The following is an 18,740-nucleotide window of genomic DNA, read 5'->3' as shown; positions in this document are numbered from 1 at the left end:
CACGAAGACCTGAACATCCTTGCTCTCTCCCGCTCCTACGTTGCCAAAGGCATACACGACGCGGGCTGGGCCCAGTTTCTCGCAATCCTCGCCTACAAAGCGGCGGAAGCTGGTAGGCGAGTCATCAAGGTAGACCCCAAGTACACCAGCCAGGACTGCCCGATGTGCGGCCATAGGGAGAAGAAGCCTCTCTGGGTGCGGGCGTACACCTGTCCCCAGTGTGGGGCGCTTCTCCACCGGGATGTGGCCGCCGCTCAAAACATCCTGGCAAAGGCCTGGACGGGGCCTTCGGGGGAGACCCTGCGTGCTTTCCCGCAGGGAAACACCCCGAGAAGCCCCGGACTTTAGTCCGGGGAGTCGTCACTCCAAGCCCAGGAGGTGCCGCACCGCCGCCAGGTCAAAAAGGGCGTGGCCCACGCTCTTGAAAAGCACGGGGTCCCCTTCCGACCGCTTGCCCAAAAGGGCTTCCCTTAAGGTCACCACCGGCTTGGAAAGACCCTGAAGCTCCCCGGCCTCCACCAGGGCATCCTCCGTGTCGCAATAAACCGCCGCCCGCTCCACCAAGGCCCTTGGCACCTCGCGCGTCTCCGGGCGGAAGCTCCCCACGGCGGCGATGAAGGTGCCCTCCGGCACCCTCTCGGGTAGGACGGGGGTGGAGCTCGATGTGGCCGTGACGATGAAGGCCACCTCCTCAGGCACCTCAGGGGCCACCCACTCCTCCGCCTCGAGGCCCATACCCCTGGCCTTGGCCAAAAGGGCCTCGGTCCGCTCCCTGCTCCTTCCCCGGATCCACACCCGGCGCAGGGCAAATCCCTCGGCGAAGGCCTCGAGGTGGGCTTCCCCCTGAACCCCAGGCCCCACCAGGAGCAGGGCCCCCTCTTGCCTGGGAGCAAGAAGCCGGGCCGCGAGAAGGGAAAGGGCAGCGGTGCGCCTTTTCGTGATCTCTTCCCCCGGCAGGTGAACAACCTCCCCGGTATCCAGCCTCCTGACCCAGACCTCCGCCTGCACCGCAGGCTGGCGGTGGGCCTCGGGCTGTTCCCTTCGGGAAGCCTCCACCGTGACCAGCTTGCAAAGGGCCACCTCTTGGTCTGCGGCGGGCATCACCAAAAACCGCCCTCCCGGGATGGGAAGGACCTGCCTTCTCGGAACCTCCGCCTTCCGGAGAAGCACCCTTTCTATAGCCTTGGAAAGCGCCAGATAGCCTGCCATGCCTTTAGAATGCCTCACTTGCAGGCCCTTCTCAACACGGTTCTTCCCGTGGCCCTGGTGGTCTTCTCCGGGTATCTGATGGGAAAGCGCATCCCCATGGACCTCACCACCTTAAGCCGCCTTACCCTCTACCTCCTGGTGCCCGCCCTCATCTTCGACGCCATGTACCGGGCGGAGTACTCCCGGGAAGGCCTGGTGGGCCTTGCCTTGGGCTTTACCCTCACCTACCTCCTCCTCTTTCTGGCCATCACCGGGATGGCCAGGCTCCTTGGCCTCTCCCCCGAGGCCGCCAAGTCCCTTCTCGTCTGCAGCCTGTTCCCCAACTCCGGCAACATGGGGCTTTCCCTGGTCTACTTTGCCCTGGGAGAAGAGGGCCTGAGACGGGCCGTAGTGTACTTCATCCTCTCCAGCGTGGTCATGTTCGGCCTGGGACCGGCCTTCATACGGGGAGGCGGCCTCAAGGAAGGGCTCCTTTTCACCCTGCGCCTGCCCCTCTTTTACGCCCTCCTTCTGGGCCTGCTGCTGAAGACCCTGGGGGTAAGCCTTCCCTTCCGCCTGGACGAGGGCCTACGCCTCATGGGCCAGGCGGCCATCCCCGTTCTCCTCCTCACCCTGGGAATGCAGATGAGCCAGACCCGCTTCCAGGTGGGGGCCTTTGAGGGAGTGGCCAGCAGCCTGCGGCTCCTTGTGGCCCCCCTTCTGGCCTACGGGGTGGGGTTCATCCTGGGCCTTCCCCGCCTGGAGCACCAGGTCCTGGTCCTGCAGTCGGCCACCCCAGTGGCGGTGAACGCCTTCCTCCTCACGCGGGAGTTTGGGGGGGAAGCCTTGCGGGTGGCCAGGAGCGTGGTGGTTTCCACCTTCCTAGCCTTCTTGACCATTCCCCTTTTTCTCCTCCTCATCGGGGTCCGGTAGCCTGGGCATCCCCAGGTCCAGCTGGAAAAGAACCCCCTCCACCCAAAGCCCCACCAGGCGGTGGTAGCCCTGGCTCAAGGGAAAGGAAACCCGGTAGGAGCCCACCTCCTCTAGAAAGAGGGTTTTCTCCTGGAGCAAGGCCTCCTCCCGGAACCACTTGAGGTGAAGGTAGCCCGGGGAAGGAAGGCGCTCCACCCTGAGGACCAGGATGGCCTCCTCCGCGCCCTTCTCCAGGCGGGCCACCACAAAAGGCCTTTCCGGGGGCAGGGGCTTGCCCGGGTCCAGGGGGAGGAAGGTGTAGCGGCAGCCCGCAAGGAAGAGGAGGACCACACCCCCAAGCCAGCCGAAGGTCTTCATCTCCCCTCCCCGGCGGTGCACAGGGCGAGGAGGGCGATGGCTGCCGTTTCCGCCCGCAGAATCCTCTGGCCCAGGAAGACCGGGGTAAAGCCCTTTTCCTGCAAAAGCTCCACCTCCTCCTCCGCAAATCCGCCTTCCGGTCCCACGGCCAAGGCCAGGGACTTCCCAAGGTCCAGCACCTCCCGAACCAGGCTTCTTGCTCCCACATGGGCCACCATACCCTGCTCCACCTTCGGAAGGGCGTTCAGGGGAATGGGAGGCAGGACCTCGGGCACCCTTAGCCTTCCCGACTGTTTGGCTGCCTCCACGGCGATGGCCTGAAGCCTTTTCAGCTTCCCCTCCCCCATCTCCTTGGGCACGGAGTGCCGGGTGACGAGGGGTTGGATGCGGGTGGCCCCGAGCTCCGTGGCCGCGCGCACCACCTCGGCAAGCTTGTCCCCCTTTAAAAGAGCGGGGTAGAGGGCCACCTCCACCCCCACCTCCCGCTCCGGGCGCCGTTCCTCCAGGATGCGGTAGCGCACCGGTGGCCCCAGCTCCACCACCTCCGCCAGGGCCTCCCGGTCCACGTCAAAGACGGTGAACCGGTCCCCCACCTTGGCCCGCAGCACCTCCAGGAGGTGCCGGCTTTCCCTTAAGGGAAGCACCCCGGTAAGGCCTGGGCTATGGGCGCGGTGCGGGCGCATGGCTCAGATCCCGTAGGCCAGCAACACCCACTCCCCTTCCCTCTCCTCCTCCAGGAGGGAGAAGCCTTCCCTGGCCATGGCCTCCTTCACCAGGGAAGCCTTTTCCAAAAGGATCCCCGTGAGGAGGAGCCTCCCCCCAGGGGCCAGAGCCTGGCGGTAGCGGGAAGCAAGCTCCCGGTGAAGCTCCGCAAACAGGTTGGCCACCAGGAGATCAAAGGGCCCGTGAGGTAGGGCTTCCTCGAGGCTACCCGGGAGGAAGCAGACCCCGGCCCCGTTTCTTCTGGCGTTCTCCTCCGCCTGGGGAAGCACGGTTTCGTCAATATCCACCCCCAAGGCCTTGCCCCCCAGCTTGGCGGCGGCGATGGCCAGGATGCCCGAGCCCGTGCCCAGGTCCAGCACCCTTTCCCCAGGACGCAGGTGGCGGGCCAAGGCGGAAAGGGCCAGGCGGGTGGTCTCGTGGTGCCCGGTGCCGAAGGCCATGCCGGGCTCAATCACCAAAGGAATCCCCTCCCCCTCCCAGGGGTGCCAGGGAGCCAGCACCACGAAGGGCCCAGCCCACACGGGCTTAAGGTCTCGCCGCCAGGCGGAAAGCCAGTCCTCGTCGGGGAGCTCCTCCCACACCCCCCCGAAGGGGAGCTCCAAAGGGGCGGGGAAGTAGGCCAGGACCTCCCCTTCCCGCTCCTCCACCCCCCGGGCCCCCCGGTCAAAGAGCTCCAGGAGGATGGGATCCAGCTCCAAGGGGGTGCCCTTCAGGCGGTAAACCCACACCCCGCTATTCTACCCGGTACCGGCAACAGCTTCCCCCCTCCGCCAGCCTCTCCTCCCGCACCAGGGGCAGGCCTAAAAGCTCCTGGTAGGCAAGGAGCTCGCTTTGGCAAAGGGCCTCGTGCTCCCGGGAGAGGGCCAGCTTGGGGCAGCGCTTCTGGCAAAGGTACAGCCTTCCCCCTTCCTCCACCACCTCCGCCTCATAGCCCTGCTCCCTCAGGAACTGGGCCAGGCGGGCGAGCCGTTCCCTGAGGGGAAGGGCCTCCAGGTTCAAGGAAGCAAACAGGCTACGGTTCCTCTCCAAAAGGAGGTGCACCACCCCTTCCCGCCCCAGAACCCTTTCCAGACCCTCCAGCACGTCCCCGCAAAAGGCCGCGTAAGGAGCTTCCCCGTCCGAGGCCCGGTACACCCGGTAAGGCCGGCCCCGGCCCAGGCACTTCCGCACCTCCGAGCGCACCAGGCCCCGGGCCTCGAGGTCCTGTAGGTGCTTCAGAACCGCCACCCGGCTTACCCCCAGGGCTTCGGCCAGCTCCTTGGCGGTATAGGGCCTTAGCCTCAGGAGGTCCAAAACCCGTTCCTTGGTGCCTTCCAGAACTAGGGCCATATCAGGCCATGGGCAAGGCGATAAAGGCTTGCACGCTCAAGGCAGCCGCCAGCTCCCGGGCCGCCCTTCTGAAGGCCTCCGCCTCCGGGCCTTCCGGGTTCTCCACCAGGATGGGCCTTCCCCTATCCCCGCTCTCCCGCAAGGGTAGGGTAAGGGGAATCTCCCCTAGGAAGCGGGTCTTGAGCTTTTCCGCAAGCCGCCGGCCCCCACCTTCCCCAAAGATGGGGGTGGGCTTTCCGCAGTGGGGACAGAGGAAGTGGCTCATGTTCTCCAAAACCCCCAGGATGGGCACCTGCACCTTCTTGAACATATCGGCAGCCCTTTCCGCATCGATTAGGGCCACTTCCTGAGGGGTGGTGACGATCACCCCCCCGGAAACCTTGGTGAGCTGGGCCAGGCTAAGCTGCACATCCCCGGTACCTGGGGGTAGGTCCACCACCAGGTAGTCCAGCTCCCCCCAGTTCACCTCCTCCAGAAACTGTTTGATGGTTCCGTGGAGAATGGGCCCCCGCCAGATCATGGCCTGGCCAGGGGGAACGATGTTGGCGATGGACAGGACCTTGAGGCCAAAGGCCTCGAGGGGAAGGATCTTCCGGTGCTGGTCCACCTTGAGCCTCTCCCCCTCCAGGCTGAACATCTTGGCCTGGCTGGGCCCGTAGAGGTCAGCGTCCAAGAGGCCCACCCGGGCCCCCTCCTGCAAGAGGGCCAGGGCCAGGTTGGCGGCCACGGTGCTCTTGCCCACCCCCCCCTTGCCGGAGCCCACCGCCACCACGTGCTTCACCCCGGGGATGGGGTACTGCTCGGGAGCCTTAACCCCACCGCCGAAACGCACCCGCACCTCCTCCACCCCCAAAGGATGAAGGGCCCGCCTGATGTCCGCTTCTATCTGGCCCTTTAAGGGACAGGCGGGGGTGGTGAGGTTGATCAGGAGGTCCACCCGGCCTCCCTCCAGATTTATCTCCCCCACCATGCCCAAGGAAACCAGGTCTTTCCCCAGCTCGGGGTCCATCACCGTGCGCAGGGCCTCGAGGACCCGCTCTTCCGTAAGCGCCATACCGGGCTCAGGGTATACCCGGATATGGTTTTGGGCAAGGGGGGGACTCACAGTTTTCATCAAAACCCTCCTGAGGCCTGGGCTAATATGGATTTGCATGTACCCCGAGTGGCGGAAGCAACCCTTCTTTGAACTCCACCTGGCCTGGCTGATTCAGGGACCCAGGGGCTACGACCTTCTCTTCAAGATCAACCCCTATAGCCTTTACAAAACCCGTGAGGAAGCCCTGGAGGCCGCCAAAACCCTCCTTAAAGGGGAGAGGCTGGACCAGGATCCCAAGGTGGGAAGGAACCAGGCTCCCGTGCTTCTTTCCCCGGAGGACCGCACCCACTTCCTGGTCCTTTTGGAAAGCGGGAAGACCCTCGTGCCCCTGGACCGTTATGCCCTTTTGGGAGAGATCACCTTGGTGGAGGAGCGCCTTCTCCACCGGGCTCCCTTCCGGGACCCCAGCAACGTCCTCTATAGCCTCGAGGGGCTTCCCGTCCGGCTCCTCCACACACCCGTCAACGACCCCGAAGCGGATTCGAGGGAGGTATCCCAGGGGATCCTCCAGCTGGAACCGGAAGGGATCCGGGTGGGGGAAACCTTCCTGGCCATCCCTGGGGAAACCCCGATAGAGGGCCTGGCCTACGAGGATGCCTTCTTCCACCTGGGGGAGGGCCACTACTACCTCTATGCGCTTTCCAGCTCCACGCCCTCGTAGGGGGCTTCGAGGTCCAAGGCCGCTTCCGGGCAAGGCAGAACTACCCGCCCCACCGCGTAACGCCTCCCACCTGAAGCCTCCTTCCCCCCTACGGGAAAGCTCCAGGCGCGGCTCCCGGGTGCTCACCAGAAGATACGCCTGAGGTTATGGGTCTTGCTGGTCCCGGCCATAGCGTGGGGGAAACCGCCCATCAGCCCATGGCGCACGGGGCTTCCTTCCTCCATTTCTAGGTAGGCAGTGAAGGACATGGGCAAGGCCCGAGCTACTTCCCCCATGCCAACCTCATCCTAACACCCCCTGAACGCACCCCACCCAGCTTGGGTAAACTATCGGACAGCATGGACCTACCCAAGGCCTACGACCCCAAGACCGTGGAACCCAAGTGGGCGGAGAAGTGGGCGAACAACCCCTTCGTGGCCAACCCCAAAAGCGGCAAGACCCCCTTCGTCATCTTCATGCCACCCCCCAACGTGACGGGAAGCCTCCACATGGGCCACGCCCTGGACAACTCCCTACAGGATGCCCTCATCCGCTATAAGCGCATGCAAGGGTATGAAGCCGTGTGGCTTCCCGGAACCGACCATGCGGGCATCGCCACCCAGGTGGTGGTGGAAAGGCTTCTCCTGAAAGAGGGCAAGACCCGGCACGACCTGGGACGGGAAGCCTTCCTGAAGCGGGTTTGGGAGTGGAAGGAGGAATCGGGGGGTACCATCCTAAAGCAACTCAAACGCCTTGGGGCCAGCGCTGACTGGAGCCGGGAAGCCTTCACCATGGACGAAGCCCGCTCCAAGGCGGTGCGCTACGCCTTCAGCCGCTACTATCACGAGGGCCTGGCCTACCGAGCCCCCCGCCTGGTCAACTGGTGCCCCCGGTGCGAAACCACGCTTTCGGACCTGGAGGTGGAAACGGAGCCCACCCCGGGCAAGCTCTACACCCTGGCCTACGAGGTGGAAGGCGGCGAACGCCTCGCCATCGCCACCGTGAGGCCGGAAACCGTCTTCGCTGACCAGGCCATCGCCGTCCACCCCGAGGACGAGCGCTACCGGCACCTTATCGGCAAAAAGGCCCGCATCCCCCTCACGGACATCTGGATCCCCATCCTGGCGGACAGTGCCGTGGAGCGGGAGTTCGGCACCGGGGCCCTCAAAGTGACCCCAGCGCACGACCCCTTGGACTACGAGATCGGGGAACGCCACGGACTCGAGGCCATCTCCGTCATCAACCTGGAAGGCCGCATGGAAGGGGAACGGGTGCCGGAAGCCCTAAGGGGCCTGGACCGGTTTGAGGCCAGGAAAAAGGCCGTGGAGCTTTTCCGGGAAGCGGGGCACCTTCTCAAGGAGGAGGACTATACCATCCAGATGGCCACCTGCTCCCGCTGCGGCACCCCCTTGGAGTACGCCATCTTTCCCCAGTGGTGGCTTTCCATGAAGCCCCTGGCGGAAAAGGTGATCAGGGGCCTGGAACGGGATGAGATCGCCTTCGTACCCGAGCGCTGGAAGAAGGTAAACCTGGACTGGCTAAAGAATGTTCGGGACTGGAACATCTCCCGCCAGCTCTGGTGGGGGCACCAGATCCCTGCCTGGTACTGCCAGGATTGCGGGGCGGTGAACGTGCCCCACCCCGAGCGCTACCTGGAAGATCCCAGCACCTGCGAGGCCTGCGGAAGCCCAAACCTCAAGCGGGATGAGGACGTCTTTGACACCTGGTTCTCCTCGGCCCTTTGGCCCCTTTCCACCCTGGGTTGGCCCGAGGAAACGGAGGACCTCAAGGCCTTCTACCCCGGGGACGTCCTGGTCACGGGCTACGACATCCTCTTCCTATGGGTGAGCCGCATGGAGGTCTCCGGTTACCACTTCCGGGGGGAAAGGCCCTTTAAGACCGTACTCCTCCACGGCCTCGTCCTGGACGAGAAGGGACAAAAGATGTCCAAATCCAAGGGGAACGTCATAGATCCCCTGGAAATGGTGGAGCGCTATGGAGCGGACGCCCTCCGCTTTGCCCTCACCTATCTGGCCACCGGAGGCCAGGACATCAGGCTGGACCTCCGCTGGCTGGAAATGGCCCGGAACTTCGCCAACAAGCTCTATAATGCCGCTCGCTTTGTGCTCCTGAGCCGGGAGGCCTTCCAGGCCAAGGCGGAAGAGCCCACCCTGGCCGACCGCTTCATGCAAAGCCGCCTGAGCCGAGGGGTGAAGGAGATCACTGCCCTTTACGAGGCCCTGGACCTGGCCCAGGCGGCCCGGGAGGTATATGAGCTGGTCTGGAGCGAGTTCTGCGACTGGTACCTGGAGGCCAGCAAGCCAGCCCTTAAGGCGGGGAATGCCTTTACCCTACGCACCCTCGAGGAAACCCTCGCCACCCTCCTGAAGCTCCTCCACCCCATCATGCCCTTCCTCACCAGCGAGCTCTACCAGGCCCTCACGGGCAAGGAGGAGCTCGCCCTGGAGGCTTGGCCCGAGCCCGGCGAAAGGGACGAGGCCGCCGAGGAAGCCTTTGAGGCCCTGCGGCAAGCGGTAACGGCGGTGCGGGCCCTGAAGGCCGAGGCCGGGCTTCCCTTGGCCCAGGAGGTGCGGGTCTACCTGGAAGGGGAAGCCACGCCGGTGGTGGAAAACCAGGAGGTCTTCCGCTTTCTGGCCCGGGCCGAGCTGTTACCCGAGCGGCCCAACAGGGCCCTGGTGAAGGCCATGCCCAAGGTGACGGTGCGCATGCCCCTAGAGGGCCTCTTGGACGTAGAGGAGTGGAAGCGTCGGCAGGAGAAGCGCCTGCAAGAACTCCTGGCCCTGGCGGAAAGGAGCCAGAAAAAGCTTTCCGCCCCCGGCTTCCGGGAGAAGGCTCCCAAGGAGGTGGTGGAGGCCGAGGAGGAAAGGCTTAAGGAAAACCTGGCCCAGATCGAGCGCATCCGGGAGGCCCTCAGCCAAATAGGGTAAGCCGGGGGTCTTGGGCCTCCCCCGGAGCCTCGGCCACCGCCTCGGCCCGGCGCAGGTTCAGGGTGACGAAGGGGAAGGTTTCCAAAGGTTCCAGGTCCACGATGGGTTTGTTGGGGGTGAGGACGTACAGCTTGGCCTCGAGGAGGGTCTGGAAGGGTTTGGTTTGGGAAAGATGGTCGGAAAGCCGGACCCCCCGGGGAAGCAGAAGGTCGCCCGCAAGGAGGTAATCCCCATAGAGAAAGGCAGGCCTCCGCCTTTCCAAAAGGGACGGGCTGGTACGGGGCTCGCTGGGCTTCCCACCCACCACCCACTGGATCCGCTCCTTGCGCAAGGCCAGGAATCCGGTGCTGGCCTTGAGGTCCTTGGCCTCCGGGGGATGGGTGTAGCCCGGGGTGTAAAGGAGGGCGCCAGTGACCGGAAGATAGGGCTTCTCCTGGTTCAAAAGATCGGCGGTGCCCGCCCCGGGCACCAGGTAGATGAGCCCGTAGACCCGGTAAGCCTGGGTGTAGATCCTGGCCTCATGTACCTCTCGGGGCTGCTTGTACATCCTTCACCCCCTATTCGGCAATGCATCTGCCCTATCGGGCAAAGCCGCCCAGTAGGCCAACAAGGCCTCGCTGAAAAGGGGGGCATGCCCCCTCTGGTAAGCAAAAAGGAGTCTCTGGGCCACCAGGGCCCTAAGCCGCTCCTCGTCCATGGGGAGCATGAGTGGAGCCAGGAGCTTGGCCCGGGCACCCGCCCCCAGGGCCACATACACCGGACCGCGGGGAACCCCCACGGGGATGGGGGGTATCCCTAGCCAAAGCGTAGCTTCCTCAGCGCTTACTAGGCGAAACCCCGCCTTCTTCGCGTACTCCAGTCCCTCGAGGTTTTCCTCTGGAACATAGACCCCTTCCCCCATCTTGGCCCTGGCCAAGGCCTCCGCCAGGGAGATGGGAAAGGCAAAGGGGGATATCCCCCCCTCCAGCTCCCCTGGCTCCCGGAAGTCCAAGGCCTGGGCCTCATAGGACACGGTACCGTTCCAGCGGTTTTCCACCAGCAAGACGGCGGCTTCCAACTCCGAGGGCATAGCGGCCGCCCGCTCCCCCATGCGCCAGGCCACCACCCGAATCCCCCTCAGGCGGAAGGAGAGGTGCTTGCCCCCCAGATGGCTCCTTTGAGGCTGACCCCCCATGGAGCGGACCTCCTCTGGGGAGCCGGTTAGGAGGAAAAGGGGCTCGGGGTTACCCTCTCCAAAAGGCTCCAAGGCCACCAGGGCTTCATAGAGCTCGGGGAGGAAGGACTGAGGGGGCAAGAACCCCACCAAGGGCACTTCCCGCACAGGGTCGGGGAAAGAGGCGGCAAAGGCCTCCATCCGCTCCTTAAACCGGGGGAAATGAGCCTCATCCACGGCAAAGCCCGCAGCCTCCCGGTGGCCTCCATAGCGGAGAAGAAGGTCCTCGGCACTCCTTAAGGCCTCCACGGCGCTGATGGGGGGGAGGCTTCGCACCGTGCCCTTCCCCTGGACCACGATGAAGACCGGGCGCAAGGTAGCCTCGAGGATGCGGCTCGCCACGATGCCCATCACCCCCGGGTGCCCCTCGGGATCGTGCAGAACGATGGCCTTGGCCTCGGGGTCAGCCTGGGGAAGAAGCCTTTTTAGCATCTCCTCCTCTATGGCCTGGCGGCGGGTGTTCAGCCGATTGAGCTCCTCCACCAAACCCTTAGCCTCCTCCTCGTCCTCCGTGAGAAGAAGCCTAAGGGCTTTCTCCGCCTCCCCCAGGCGGCTTGCCGCATTGATGCGGGGAGCGATGCGGAAGGCTACCTCGTGGGCCTTTCCGGTGTAACCCACGCTCTCCGCAAGAAGGCGAAGCCCCAAGAGGCGGGAGTCCTTAAGGCGCTCAAGCCCTTCCCGCACCAACGCCCGGTTCCACCCCCAAAGGGGGGCCACGTCGGCGATGGTGCCCACCGCCGCCAGGTCGGCATACTCCAGGGGCGGGGGCAGGCCCAGCCGCTCATGGAGGGCCCAGAGAAGCAGGAAGGCCACCCCGGCTCCCGTGGGGTGCTCCTTAAGGTCCGGGGTGTAGGCGGGGTGAAGGATGAGGCCCGGAGGAGGGGTATCGCGGGGCGTGTGGTGGTCGGTCACCAGAACCTCCACCCCGTTTTCCACAAGCTCCCGAAGCTCGGCATGGTTGGCGATACCGCAGTCCACCGTTAGGAAAAGATCGGCGGCTTCCAGGTGCTCAGGGATGCGCTTGGGGTGGACTCCATACCCTTCCTCGAGGCGATGGGGGATAAAGGGATGCACCTCCGCCCCCAAGGCCCTGAGGCCCCGCACCAGGATGGCGGTCCCGGTGAGGCCATCCGCATCGTAGTCCCCGTGGATGCGGATGCGCTTCCTCCCCTCTAGCGCCCAAAGGAGAAGCTCCACCGCCTCCTTCAGGCCCCTGAGGGGAAGAAGGCCCAGGGAAGGCTTCAGGTCCTCCGGGCGGCGCACCCCCCGGTGCCAGTAGGCCAAGGCAGCCTCCGGCCCCACCCCAAAGGCCTCCATCACCTCCCGCCACTCCTTCAAGGGCGGCAAGGGAAGAAGACGCCAGCGCACCCGGTCCTTCATATAACCCCCTAAGCCTCCCTCCCCTATCCTCCCAGAGCGGGGATACTACACCTCTTCCCGATCGGGGATTCTGGGAATCTCCTCAATACGTTCCCGTTTTAAGGCGTTGACCTCGCCCTGAAGCCGCCGCACCTCCCTGAGAAGGGCGCGCCTTTCCCCCACGCCCCAAAGCCAAAGAACCAGGGCATACACTCCCCCCACCAAAAACCCCAGGACATAGGCCCCCGGAAGAAGGTAGTAAAGGGGCCAGGAACCCAAGGGCGTGGGCACCTCCAGGAAGGGGAAGGCCAGGTACAGGTAAAACCCCGCTCCCGCCACCCCCAAGGTGACGAGGAGAAACACCCAGTGGGCCAGCTTCATGGCCTTAGAATACCCCCTCTTTGTAGTCGGAAAGGCGCACCCGCCCCTCGTAGAGGGCCTTGCCCAAAAGGGCACCCTCCACCCCCAGGCGCTTTAAACCCAGAAGGTCCTCCGGGCCAGCGATCCCCCCGCCTGCGATGAGCTCATGGGGCCAGGCTTCCCGTACCCGGGCCACCACCTCCAGGTCCAAGCCCTTCAGGGTCCCATCCCGCCGCACATCGGTGTAGATCACCGTGCGCACCCCCATGGCTTCCCAACGCCCAAGGAGGTCCAGGGCGGAAAGGGAAGCAGCCTCCTGCCAACCTGAGACCACCACCTCGAGGCCCCGGGCATCCAAGGCCACCGCTAGCCTTGCGGGCCCCACCTCCGCCAACATGGCTTCCAAGAGAGCAGGATGCTTCACCGCCACCGTGCCCACCACCACCCGGGAAGCCCCGAGCAGGAGGATCTCCCGGAGAACCTCCAGGGAACGCACCCCACCCCCCACCTCAAAGGGAATGCGTATCTCCTGGGCGATCCGCCGGAGGGCCTCGAGGTTATCCCCCTTTCCCAGAGCCCGGTCCAGGTCCACCAGGTGCAGGAGCCTGGCCCCCTCTTCCTGCCAGCGCAAGGCGGCCGCCACCGGATCCCCGTACGGGGTTTCCCGCCCCGGGTCCCCCTCGTAAAGCCGGACCACCTTGCCCCCCTTCAGGTCCACGGCGGGAATCAGCAACATGGGGCTATCCTACCAGCGCCCTCAGGGCTTCCTCCAGATCGGGGCTTTTCATGAGGCTGGTGCCGATGAGCACGGCGTCGAAAAGCCCCTCCAAGGGCTTCAGCTCCTCCCGGCGGGAATAGCCCGACTCCGCCACCAAAACCCCGCCAAAGCCAGCCTCCCGGGCCAAGCGGCCAAGCCTCGGGGCCGTGGTGAGGTCTATCTGCAGGGTGGTGAGGTTCCGGTTGTTGATGCCCACCATCTCCGCCCCCGCCTCGAGGGCCAGCTCCAGCTCCCTTTCCGTGTGCACCTCCACCAGGGCATCCAGGCCAATGCGCCTCGCCTCCTCCAGGTAGACCCCGGTGAGTTCCCCCAAAAGGGCCACGATGAGGAGAACCGCGCTGGCCCCGTAGGCCCTGGCCTCCTTGAGCATGAAGGGATCCACCACGAAGTCCTTGCGCAGCAGGGGTAGGTCCACCGCCTGGCGGACCCTAAGAAGGTCCTCGAGGCTGCCCCCAAAGTAATGGGGCTCGGTGAGGACGCTGATGGCCCGGGCCCCGCCCCGCTGGTAGGCCAGGGAAGCTGCCACGGGATCCAGCGCCCTTATGGCCCCTTCCGAGGGGCTCGACTTCTTCACCTCGGCGATCACGGAAAGCCCTGGCTGAAGCAGGGCCTCCCGGAAGGAGGGCACCGCCTCGGGAGCAGGGGGAAGGGGATAGGGAACCACCTCTTCCGCCCGCCTACGGGCAATCTCCCCTAGCACACCGGGAACCCTACTCAAGTGGGGGCGCATGCCCTCGTTATACCATGCCTTCATAGGATGCCTTTTTACGTGTAGGGTAAGGATTGTGCGAGGGGTAGCCTTGGCCTTAGGAGGGGGCGGCGTGCGCGGGTACGCCCACCTGGGGGTGCTGGCGGTTTTGGAGGAGGCCGGAATACCCATCCGAGGCCTTGCGGGAAGCTCCGCCGGGGCCTTGGCGGCCGCCGCCTACGCCTTCGGCCACAAGGATCCCTGGAGGGTTCACGAGGCCATCTTTGACCGGGAGATCGCCGGGCTCCGCCAGGGGGGAAACCTCCGCACCCTGGCCAGGCTCTTCACCGCCTTCCGGCGCCCCCATCTTTTTGAAGCGGAAAGGATCGCCCTGGGGTTACAGCGCCTCTTCGGGGAGGCCCGCCTCGAGGCCAGCTCCATCCCCTTAGCCATCCAGGCGGCAGACCTCCTCACGGGGGAACGGGTAGTCCTCCGCCAGGGCCCGGTGTGGAAGGCGGTTCTCGCCAGCATGGCCATTCCTGGCCTCTTCCCTCCCGTGCCCTGGGAGGGAAGGCTTTTGGTGGATGGGGACGTGGTGGAAAAGGTGCCGGTGCGGGCGGCCAAGGAGCTTTTCCCCAAGGTGGTGGCCGTGGATGTATCCAACCCTCCACCCAAGGAAGGGCCAAAAACGGCCCTGGAGGCAGCGCTTTTAGCCGGGGAGGCGAGCCGCAGGCGCCTGAAGGACCTGGCCCTGTGGGAAGCCGATCTGGTCATCGCCCTTAATCCCCCCATGGCCATAGACACCTTTGACCACGAAAAGCTACCCCTGGTCTACGAGTTGGGCAAGAAACGAGCCCGGGAACGGCTCAAAGAGGTCCAGGCCCTGGCCCGGGTACGGCTTAAGGACCTAGCCTGGGCCTTGCGATTCAGGCCTTAGGCCTTGTTCCGACCCAGCAAAATCCGCTCGGAGCGGCGCCAACTATGCGCAAACCCCAAGGCGCCCAAAAGGAGGAGAAGGAAACCCCAAGGCCAAAGAAGCAATCCCATCACCCCCAGGAAGAAGAAGAGGGCCGCCCCCAAGCCCACCGCCAGCAAGGGAGCCAGGGATTCTTCGGTCCTCGAGGCGGCCTCCGCCTGGGCAAAAAGCCATACGCCCCCTGCCAAAGCTAAAGCCCAAAGGAAAGGGTGGGCCGCCCGGGGTAGCAGCCAAGCCAAGAGAAGGAGCGCACCCCCTTGAAGCAGAAGAAGGAAACCCGCGTAGAGCCTGAGCCCCCTAAGGCGCGAGGTTAAGGGGGCCTTGGGGTCTAAAAGGGCTGCCAAAGACTCCCAGGGACCCTGGCCAGACGTAGGCGTGGGCATGGCCTAATGATGGAGCACCCGTTGCAAAAAGGCCTTGGTCCTCTCCTCCCTGGGGGAGGTGAAGATCTCCTCCGGCCTCCCCTCCTCCACAATCTGCCCCCCGTCCATGAAGATCACCCGGTCCGCCACCTCCCGGGCAAACCCCATCTCGTGGGTCACCACCAGCATGGTCATACCCCCTCGGGCCAGGTCCCGCATCACGTCCAACACCTCCCCCACCATCTCCGGGTCCAGCGCACTGGTGGGCTCGTCAAACAGCATCACTTTGGGCTCCATGGCCAAGGCCCGGGCAATGGCCACCCGTTGCTGCTGGCCCCCGGATAACTGCCCCGGGTACTTCCTCGCCTGGTCCAGGATCCCCACCCGCTCCAAAAGCTCCAAGGCCTTCCGCTCCGCCCGCTCCCGGGACCAGCCCCTCACCCGCATGGGGGCCAGGGTGATGTTCTCCAGCACCTTCATGTGGGGGAAGAGGTTGAACTGCTGGAAGACCATCCCCACCTCCCGCCGCACCTCCTTGAGGGCCCGCTCCTCCTTCACGTTGTGGCCGTCCACCACCACCTCCCCCTCCTGGAAGTCCTCCAGGCGGTTGATGCAGCGGATCAGGGTGCTCTTCCCCGAGCCCGAGGGACCGATGATCACCAGCTTCTCCCCAGGGGCCACCTCCAAATGGATCCCCTTGAGCACGTGCAGGGTACCAAACCACTTGTGCAGGTTGTGGATGCGGATGATGGGGTCCACCGCCTTCATTTTCGCACCCGTTGCATGGCGTAGACCAGGAGGAAGAGGGCCAGACCGATGGCATCCGTGAGAAGGCCCGGTATCACCAAGGTGAGGGCCGCCGCCATGAGCAGGGCCCTCTCCAAGAGGGTGGTGCGCTTGTGCAGGAAGCCCACCAGGCTGGCGCTGAAGGCCGTCATGCCCAAGAGGGCGGAAAGAACGATCCACACCCCCTCCACCACGCTTTCCACTCCCAACAAGAGGAGCTTGGGGCTGAAGAAGAACATGTAGGCGAGGAGGGCGGTGCGAAGCTCGTACACGAAGCCCTGAACCGCCGTCTTCCAGAAATCGGACCTGGCGATGGCGCTGGCCGCGTAGGCGGCCAAGGCCACCGGGGGCGTGGAGTCCGCCATGATGCCGAAGTAGAAGACGAACATGTGGGCGGCCACGGGCGGCACCGCATAGCCCGCTTTCTCCGCCAGCTGAAGCACCACCGGTACCACCAAGGAGGCCATGACGATGTAGTTGGCGGTGGTGGGAAGACCCATGCCGAGAAGGAGGCTGGTGAGCTGGGCCAGGATGAGGACCAGGATCAGATTCCCCCCCGATAAGCGTTCCACGATGTCGGTGAGGCCAAAGCCGATCCCGGTCATGGTGACGATGCCCACGATGACCCCGGCGCTGGCCGTGGCCAAGGCGATGCCCACCATGCCCCGGGCGCCCGCCTCGAGGCCCTCCAGAATGAGCCTTCCCCCCCTAAGAAGGCCGAAGCCGAGCCCGGTTCCCGCCCGATAGGCCCGCCACACCTCCTGGACCAGGATGAGGACCAGCATGAGGAAGATGGTGTTCAAGGCTGCCCGCTCGGGGGTCAGGCGCAGGGCCACCAGGGCGTAGATCAGGTAGACAAGGGGCAGAAGGTAGTGAAGGCCCGAGCGCAGAATAGGACCCACGGGGGGTAGCTCCGACCTGGGTACCCCCTTGAGGCCCAGCTGCAGGGCCTCGAGGTGCACGGTGATGAAAAGGGTGGCGTAGGCCAGAATGGCGGGGATGACCGCGATCAGGATGAGCTGGCTATAGGGGATGCCCAGGAACTCCGCCATGATGAAGGCCGCAGCCCCCATGACCGGAGGCATGAGCTGCCCGTTGGAAGAAGAGGCCACCTCCACTGCCCCGGCTTTCTCCGGCGGATACCCCACCCGCTTCATCAAGGGGATGGTGAAGGTGCCCGTGGTGACCACGTTGGAAACGGAACTTCCCGAAACCACCCCCGTGAGGGCGCTGGCCACCACCGCCGCCTTGGCGGGCCCCCCGCGGAAGTGGCCCAACAGGGCGTAGGCCACCTGGATGAAGAAATGCCCCGCCCCGGCCCTTTCCAAGAGGGCGCCAAAGAGGACGAAGAGAAACACAAAGGTGGCGGAAACCCCCAAGGGTACCCCCCAGATGCCCTCGGCGGTGGTGTAGAGCTGCCCCATGAGCTGCCCCCACTGGCTGCCCGCATGGAGTTGGAGCCAGGAGGGAAGGGTAAAGGGCAGAAGCCCCTTGGGCCCGGTAAGGGCGTAGAGGACGAACACCGAGGCAATGATGGGCAGCGCAGGCCCCACCACCCGCCAGGCAGCCAGGAAGAGAACCCCAAGGGTCAGGGTCCCCATGAAGACATCCCGCTGGCTGGGGATACCCCCCCGGAGCTGGGTGATCCCGTAGTAATCCCAGACCACGTAGAGGGCCCCGGCTACTCCCAAGAGGGCCATACCCCAGTCCAGGAGGGGAATGCGCTCCCGCGGTCCCCGCCTCCCCGGGTAGGCCAAAAAGGCCAGGGCCAAGGCAAAGGCCAGGTGCACCGCCCTGAGCCGCATGGGGTCCAGGGTACCCAGCTCGGTGGCCCAAAGCTGAAAGAGGCTCCAGGCCACCCCCAGGCCGAAGAGCATATACCGGCCCGCCCCCTTGGGCCTTCGCCCCCCTAGCTCGGTTTCCTCCACCAAAAGCGAGGCGTCCTTCTCCATACTTCCTCCAGGCAAAGGGGGCCCCAGGCGGGGCCCCCAGGGTTCAAGCATAAGCGCCTACTTGAGGACCCCGATCTCCTTGTAGAAGCGCTCCGCCCCCGGGTGCAAGGGAATGGGCAGACCCTTCGCCGCCTTCTGGAGGCTGAAGAAGCGCTCCAGATTGGGGTGGATCTTCTTGAAGGCCTCCTGGTTGCCGAAGACCGCTTTCATGAACTTGTACACGGTGTCAGCGGACAGCTTTTCCGAGGCGATCAGCATGGCCTGCACCGCCACCGTGGGCGTGGTGACCTCCGCTCCCTTGTAGGTACCCCCGGGGATGTTGAAGCCCACGTAGAAGGGGTACTTCTTGGCGATGGCCTGGATCTTGCCCAGGTCCACCGCCACCAGGGTGATAGGGGTGGTGAGAGCCAGCTGCTGGATGGCGCTGGCCCCCAGGCCCACCGTGTAGAAGAGGGCATCTGCCCGCTTATCCTGCATGAGCTGGATGCCCTGGGTGGCGCTCACCCGGATGGCCTGGCCCAGGTCCTCAAACCGGAGGCCGTAGGCCTCGAGGATCTGCCGGGCATTTTGCTCGGTACCCGAGCCCACATCGCCCACCACCACCCGTTTGCCCTTGAGGTCGGCCACGGTGCGGATGCCGGCGTCGGCCCGGGCCACGATGTGGACCACCTCCGGGTACAAGGCCGCCAGAGCCCGGATACCCTTCACGGGCTTCCCATCGAAGGCAGCGATGCAACATCCCTGATAAGCGTAGTAAGCGATGCCTTCGTGTGCTACCTCATAGCTCCACCCCGGCCATCCTGAGCAAGACCCGACTCCGAATGAGGTTGTGAACCAGCAGAATGAGGTTTATTCGGGCTACCAGGCCCCAGTAGGACCGAGCCTCTATCCGATGAAGGCCCAAAGACCGCACCATCACGCTGAACCGGACCTCAATCCAGTTCCTGACCCTCCCCATCCAACCTCTCCACCCCGTCTCCACCACCTTCCCCCCACGAACCCGGTAGGGCGGGGTCTTGACGCCTTGGACCCAACGGAATCCCCGGTCCCCC

20 protein-coding genes and 2 pseudogenes are annotated in these 18,740 nt (G+C 65.0%); 5 read left to right on the top strand and 17 right to left on the bottom strand.

What is annotated here, in order from left to right:
* Positions 1-348: RNA-guided endonuclease InsQ/TnpB family protein (locus F604_RS0109475; protein WP_026329109.1), on the top strand; the 348-nt coding region annotated here is incomplete at its 5' end.
* Between the two features lie 12 nt (positions 349-360).
* Here the strand turns inward: F604_RS0109475 and F604_RS0109470 are convergent.
* Positions 361-1,209 carry a Rossmann-fold NAD(P)-binding domain-containing protein gene (locus F604_RS0109470; protein WP_019551456.1) on the bottom strand — a complete coding sequence of 283 codons (849 nt, stop codon included), beginning with the start codon at positions 1,207-1,209 and terminating at the stop codon, positions 361-363.
* A gap of 9 nt (positions 1,210-1,218) precedes the next feature.
* On the opposite strand from F604_RS0109470, the gene F604_RS0109465 reads away from it, so the two are divergent.
* Entirely contained in the window at positions 1,219-2,121 is a 903-nt protein-coding gene (locus tag F604_RS0109465; RefSeq protein WP_038044692.1) for an AEC family transporter, read from the top strand.
* Here the strand turns inward: F604_RS0109465 and F604_RS0109460 are convergent.
* Genes F604_RS0109460 through F604_RS0109440 form a run of 5 tightly spaced genes read right to left on the bottom strand, consistent with a single transcriptional unit; the run spans position 2,071 to position 5,584 of the window.
* Positions 2,071-2,478, bottom strand: coding sequence for a hypothetical protein (locus F604_RS0109460; RefSeq protein ID WP_019551455.1), 408 nt, complete (start codon positions 2,476-2,478; stop codon positions 2,071-2,073). The genes F604_RS0109465 and F604_RS0109460 overlap by 51 nt on opposite strands.
* Complete coding sequence (locus tag F604_RS0109455) at positions 2,475-3,161, bottom strand: 16S rRNA (uracil(1498)-N(3))-methyltransferase (protein WP_019551454.1); 687 nt, start codon at positions 3,159-3,161, stop codon at positions 2,475-2,477. The genes F604_RS0109460 and F604_RS0109455 overlap by 4 nt, the downstream gene beginning before the upstream one ends.
* 3 nt (positions 3,162-3,164) lie before the next feature.
* On the bottom strand, positions 3,165-3,929 hold the full coding sequence (locus tag F604_RS0109450; protein WP_019551453.1) for a 50S ribosomal protein L11 methyltransferase: 765 nt from the start codon (positions 3,927-3,929) through the stop codon (positions 3,165-3,167).
* Between the two features lie 4 nt (positions 3,930-3,933).
* Positions 3,934-4,530 (bottom strand): helix-turn-helix transcriptional regulator, encoded by a 597-nt coding sequence (locus tag F604_RS0109445; RefSeq protein ID WP_019551452.1) that lies wholly within the window; start codon positions 4,528-4,530, stop codon positions 3,934-3,936.
* A gap of 1 nt (position 4,531) precedes the next feature.
* A complete protein-coding gene (locus F604_RS0109440; RefSeq protein WP_026329108.1) occupies positions 4,532-5,584 on the bottom strand; it encodes an Mrp/NBP35 family ATP-binding protein in 1,053 nt (350 codons plus the stop codon).
* A 97-nt stretch (positions 5,585-5,681) separates the two neighbouring features.
* On the opposite strand from F604_RS0109440, the gene F604_RS0109435 reads away from it, so the two are divergent.
* A complete protein-coding gene (locus F604_RS0109435; RefSeq protein ID WP_019551450.1) occupies positions 5,682-6,287 on the top strand; it encodes a hypothetical protein in 606 nt (201 codons plus the stop codon).
* A 122-nt stretch (positions 6,288-6,409) separates the two neighbouring features.
* Here the strand turns inward: F604_RS0109435 and F604_RS12920 are convergent, their stop codons facing one another.
* Entirely contained in the window at positions 6,410-6,562 is a 153-nt protein-coding gene (locus tag F604_RS12920; RefSeq protein ID WP_019551449.1) for a hypothetical protein, read from the bottom strand.
* Positions 6,563-6,625: 63 nt separating this feature from the next.
* On the opposite strand from F604_RS12920, the gene F604_RS0109425 reads away from it, so the two are divergent.
* Positions 6,626-9,214, top strand: coding sequence for a valine--tRNA ligase (locus F604_RS0109425; RefSeq protein WP_026329107.1), 2,589 nt, complete (start codon positions 6,626-6,628; stop codon positions 9,212-9,214).
* On the opposite strand, the gene F604_RS0109420 is transcribed toward F604_RS0109425, so the two are convergent.
* The 5 genes from F604_RS0109420 to trpC are packed head-to-tail and all read right to left on the bottom strand — an operon-like array spanning position 9,198 to position 13,654.
* Positions 9,198-9,761, bottom strand: a complete 564-nt coding sequence (locus tag F604_RS0109420) for a DUF6812 domain-containing protein (RefSeq protein ID WP_019551447.1) — start codon at positions 9,759-9,761, stop codon at positions 9,198-9,200. The genes F604_RS0109425 and F604_RS0109420 overlap by 17 nt on opposite strands.
* Before the next feature lie 3 nt (positions 9,762-9,764).
* Positions 9,765-11,807, bottom strand: a complete 2,043-nt coding sequence (locus F604_RS0109415; protein ID WP_019551446.1) for a single-stranded-DNA-specific exonuclease RecJ — start codon at positions 11,805-11,807, stop codon at positions 9,765-9,767.
* A 45-nt stretch (positions 11,808-11,852) separates the two neighbouring features.
* Positions 11,853-12,167, bottom strand: coding sequence for a LapA family protein (locus F604_RS0109410; protein ID WP_019551445.1), 315 nt, complete (start codon positions 12,165-12,167; stop codon positions 11,853-11,855).
* A 4-nt stretch (positions 12,168-12,171) separates the two neighbouring features.
* A complete protein-coding gene (hisA, locus tag F604_RS0109405) occupies positions 12,172-12,882 on the bottom strand; it encodes a 1-(5-phosphoribosyl)-5-[(5-phosphoribosylamino)methylideneamino]imidazole-4-carboxamide isomerase (protein WP_019551444.1) in 711 nt (236 codons plus the stop codon).
* A gap of 4 nt (positions 12,883-12,886) precedes the next feature.
* On the bottom strand, positions 12,887-13,654 hold the full coding sequence (gene trpC / locus F604_RS0109400) for an indole-3-glycerol phosphate synthase TrpC (protein ID WP_026329106.1): 768 nt from the start codon (positions 13,652-13,654) through the stop codon (positions 12,887-12,889).
* 55 nt (positions 13,655-13,709) lie between these two features.
* Here trpC and F604_RS0109395 point away from each other — a divergent pair, with 55 nt between their 5' ends.
* The gene (locus F604_RS0109395; RefSeq protein WP_019551442.1) at positions 13,710-14,549 is read left to right on the top strand and encodes a patatin-like phospholipase family protein; all 840 of its coding nucleotides are present in this window, start codon (positions 13,710-13,712) and stop codon (positions 14,547-14,549) included.
* On the opposite strand, the gene F604_RS0109390 is transcribed toward F604_RS0109395, so the two are convergent.
* The 5 genes and pseudogenes from F604_RS0109390 to F604_RS0109370 form a co-directional block, all read right to left on the bottom strand.
* On the bottom strand, positions 14,546-14,971 hold the full coding sequence (locus F604_RS0109390) for a hypothetical protein (protein WP_026329105.1): 426 nt from the start codon (positions 14,969-14,971) through the stop codon (positions 14,546-14,548). The genes F604_RS0109395 and F604_RS0109390 overlap by 4 nt on opposite strands.
* Positions 14,972-14,974: 3 nt before the next feature.
* Positions 14,975-15,718: an amino acid ABC transporter ATP-binding protein gene (locus F604_RS0109385; RefSeq protein ID WP_019551440.1), complete on the bottom strand. Its 744-nt coding sequence runs from the start codon at positions 15,716-15,718 to the stop codon at positions 14,975-14,977.
* Complete coding sequence (locus tag F604_RS0109380) at positions 15,715-17,688, bottom strand: TRAP transporter permease (protein ID WP_026329103.1); 1,974 nt, start codon at positions 17,686-17,688, stop codon at positions 15,715-15,717. The genes F604_RS0109385 and F604_RS0109380 overlap by 4 nt, the downstream gene beginning before the upstream one ends.
* Before the next feature lie 57 nt (positions 17,689-17,745).
* Positions 17,746-18,465: pseudogene (locus tag F604_RS12100) on the bottom strand (TAXI family TRAP transporter solute-binding subunit); the annotation flags it as partial.
* Position 18,466: 1 nt separating this feature from the next.
* Positions 18,467-18,740, bottom strand: a pseudogene (locus F604_RS0109370) (transposase); the annotation flags it as partial.

The sequence above is a fragment of the Thermus scotoductus DSM 8553 genome, assembly GCF_000381045.1.
GTDB lineage: Bacteria > Deinococcota > Deinococci > Deinococcales > Thermaceae > Thermus > Thermus scotoductus.
Note: the sequence above shows the minus strand (reverse complement) of the source record. Positions and strands in the feature narration are given on the sequence as shown.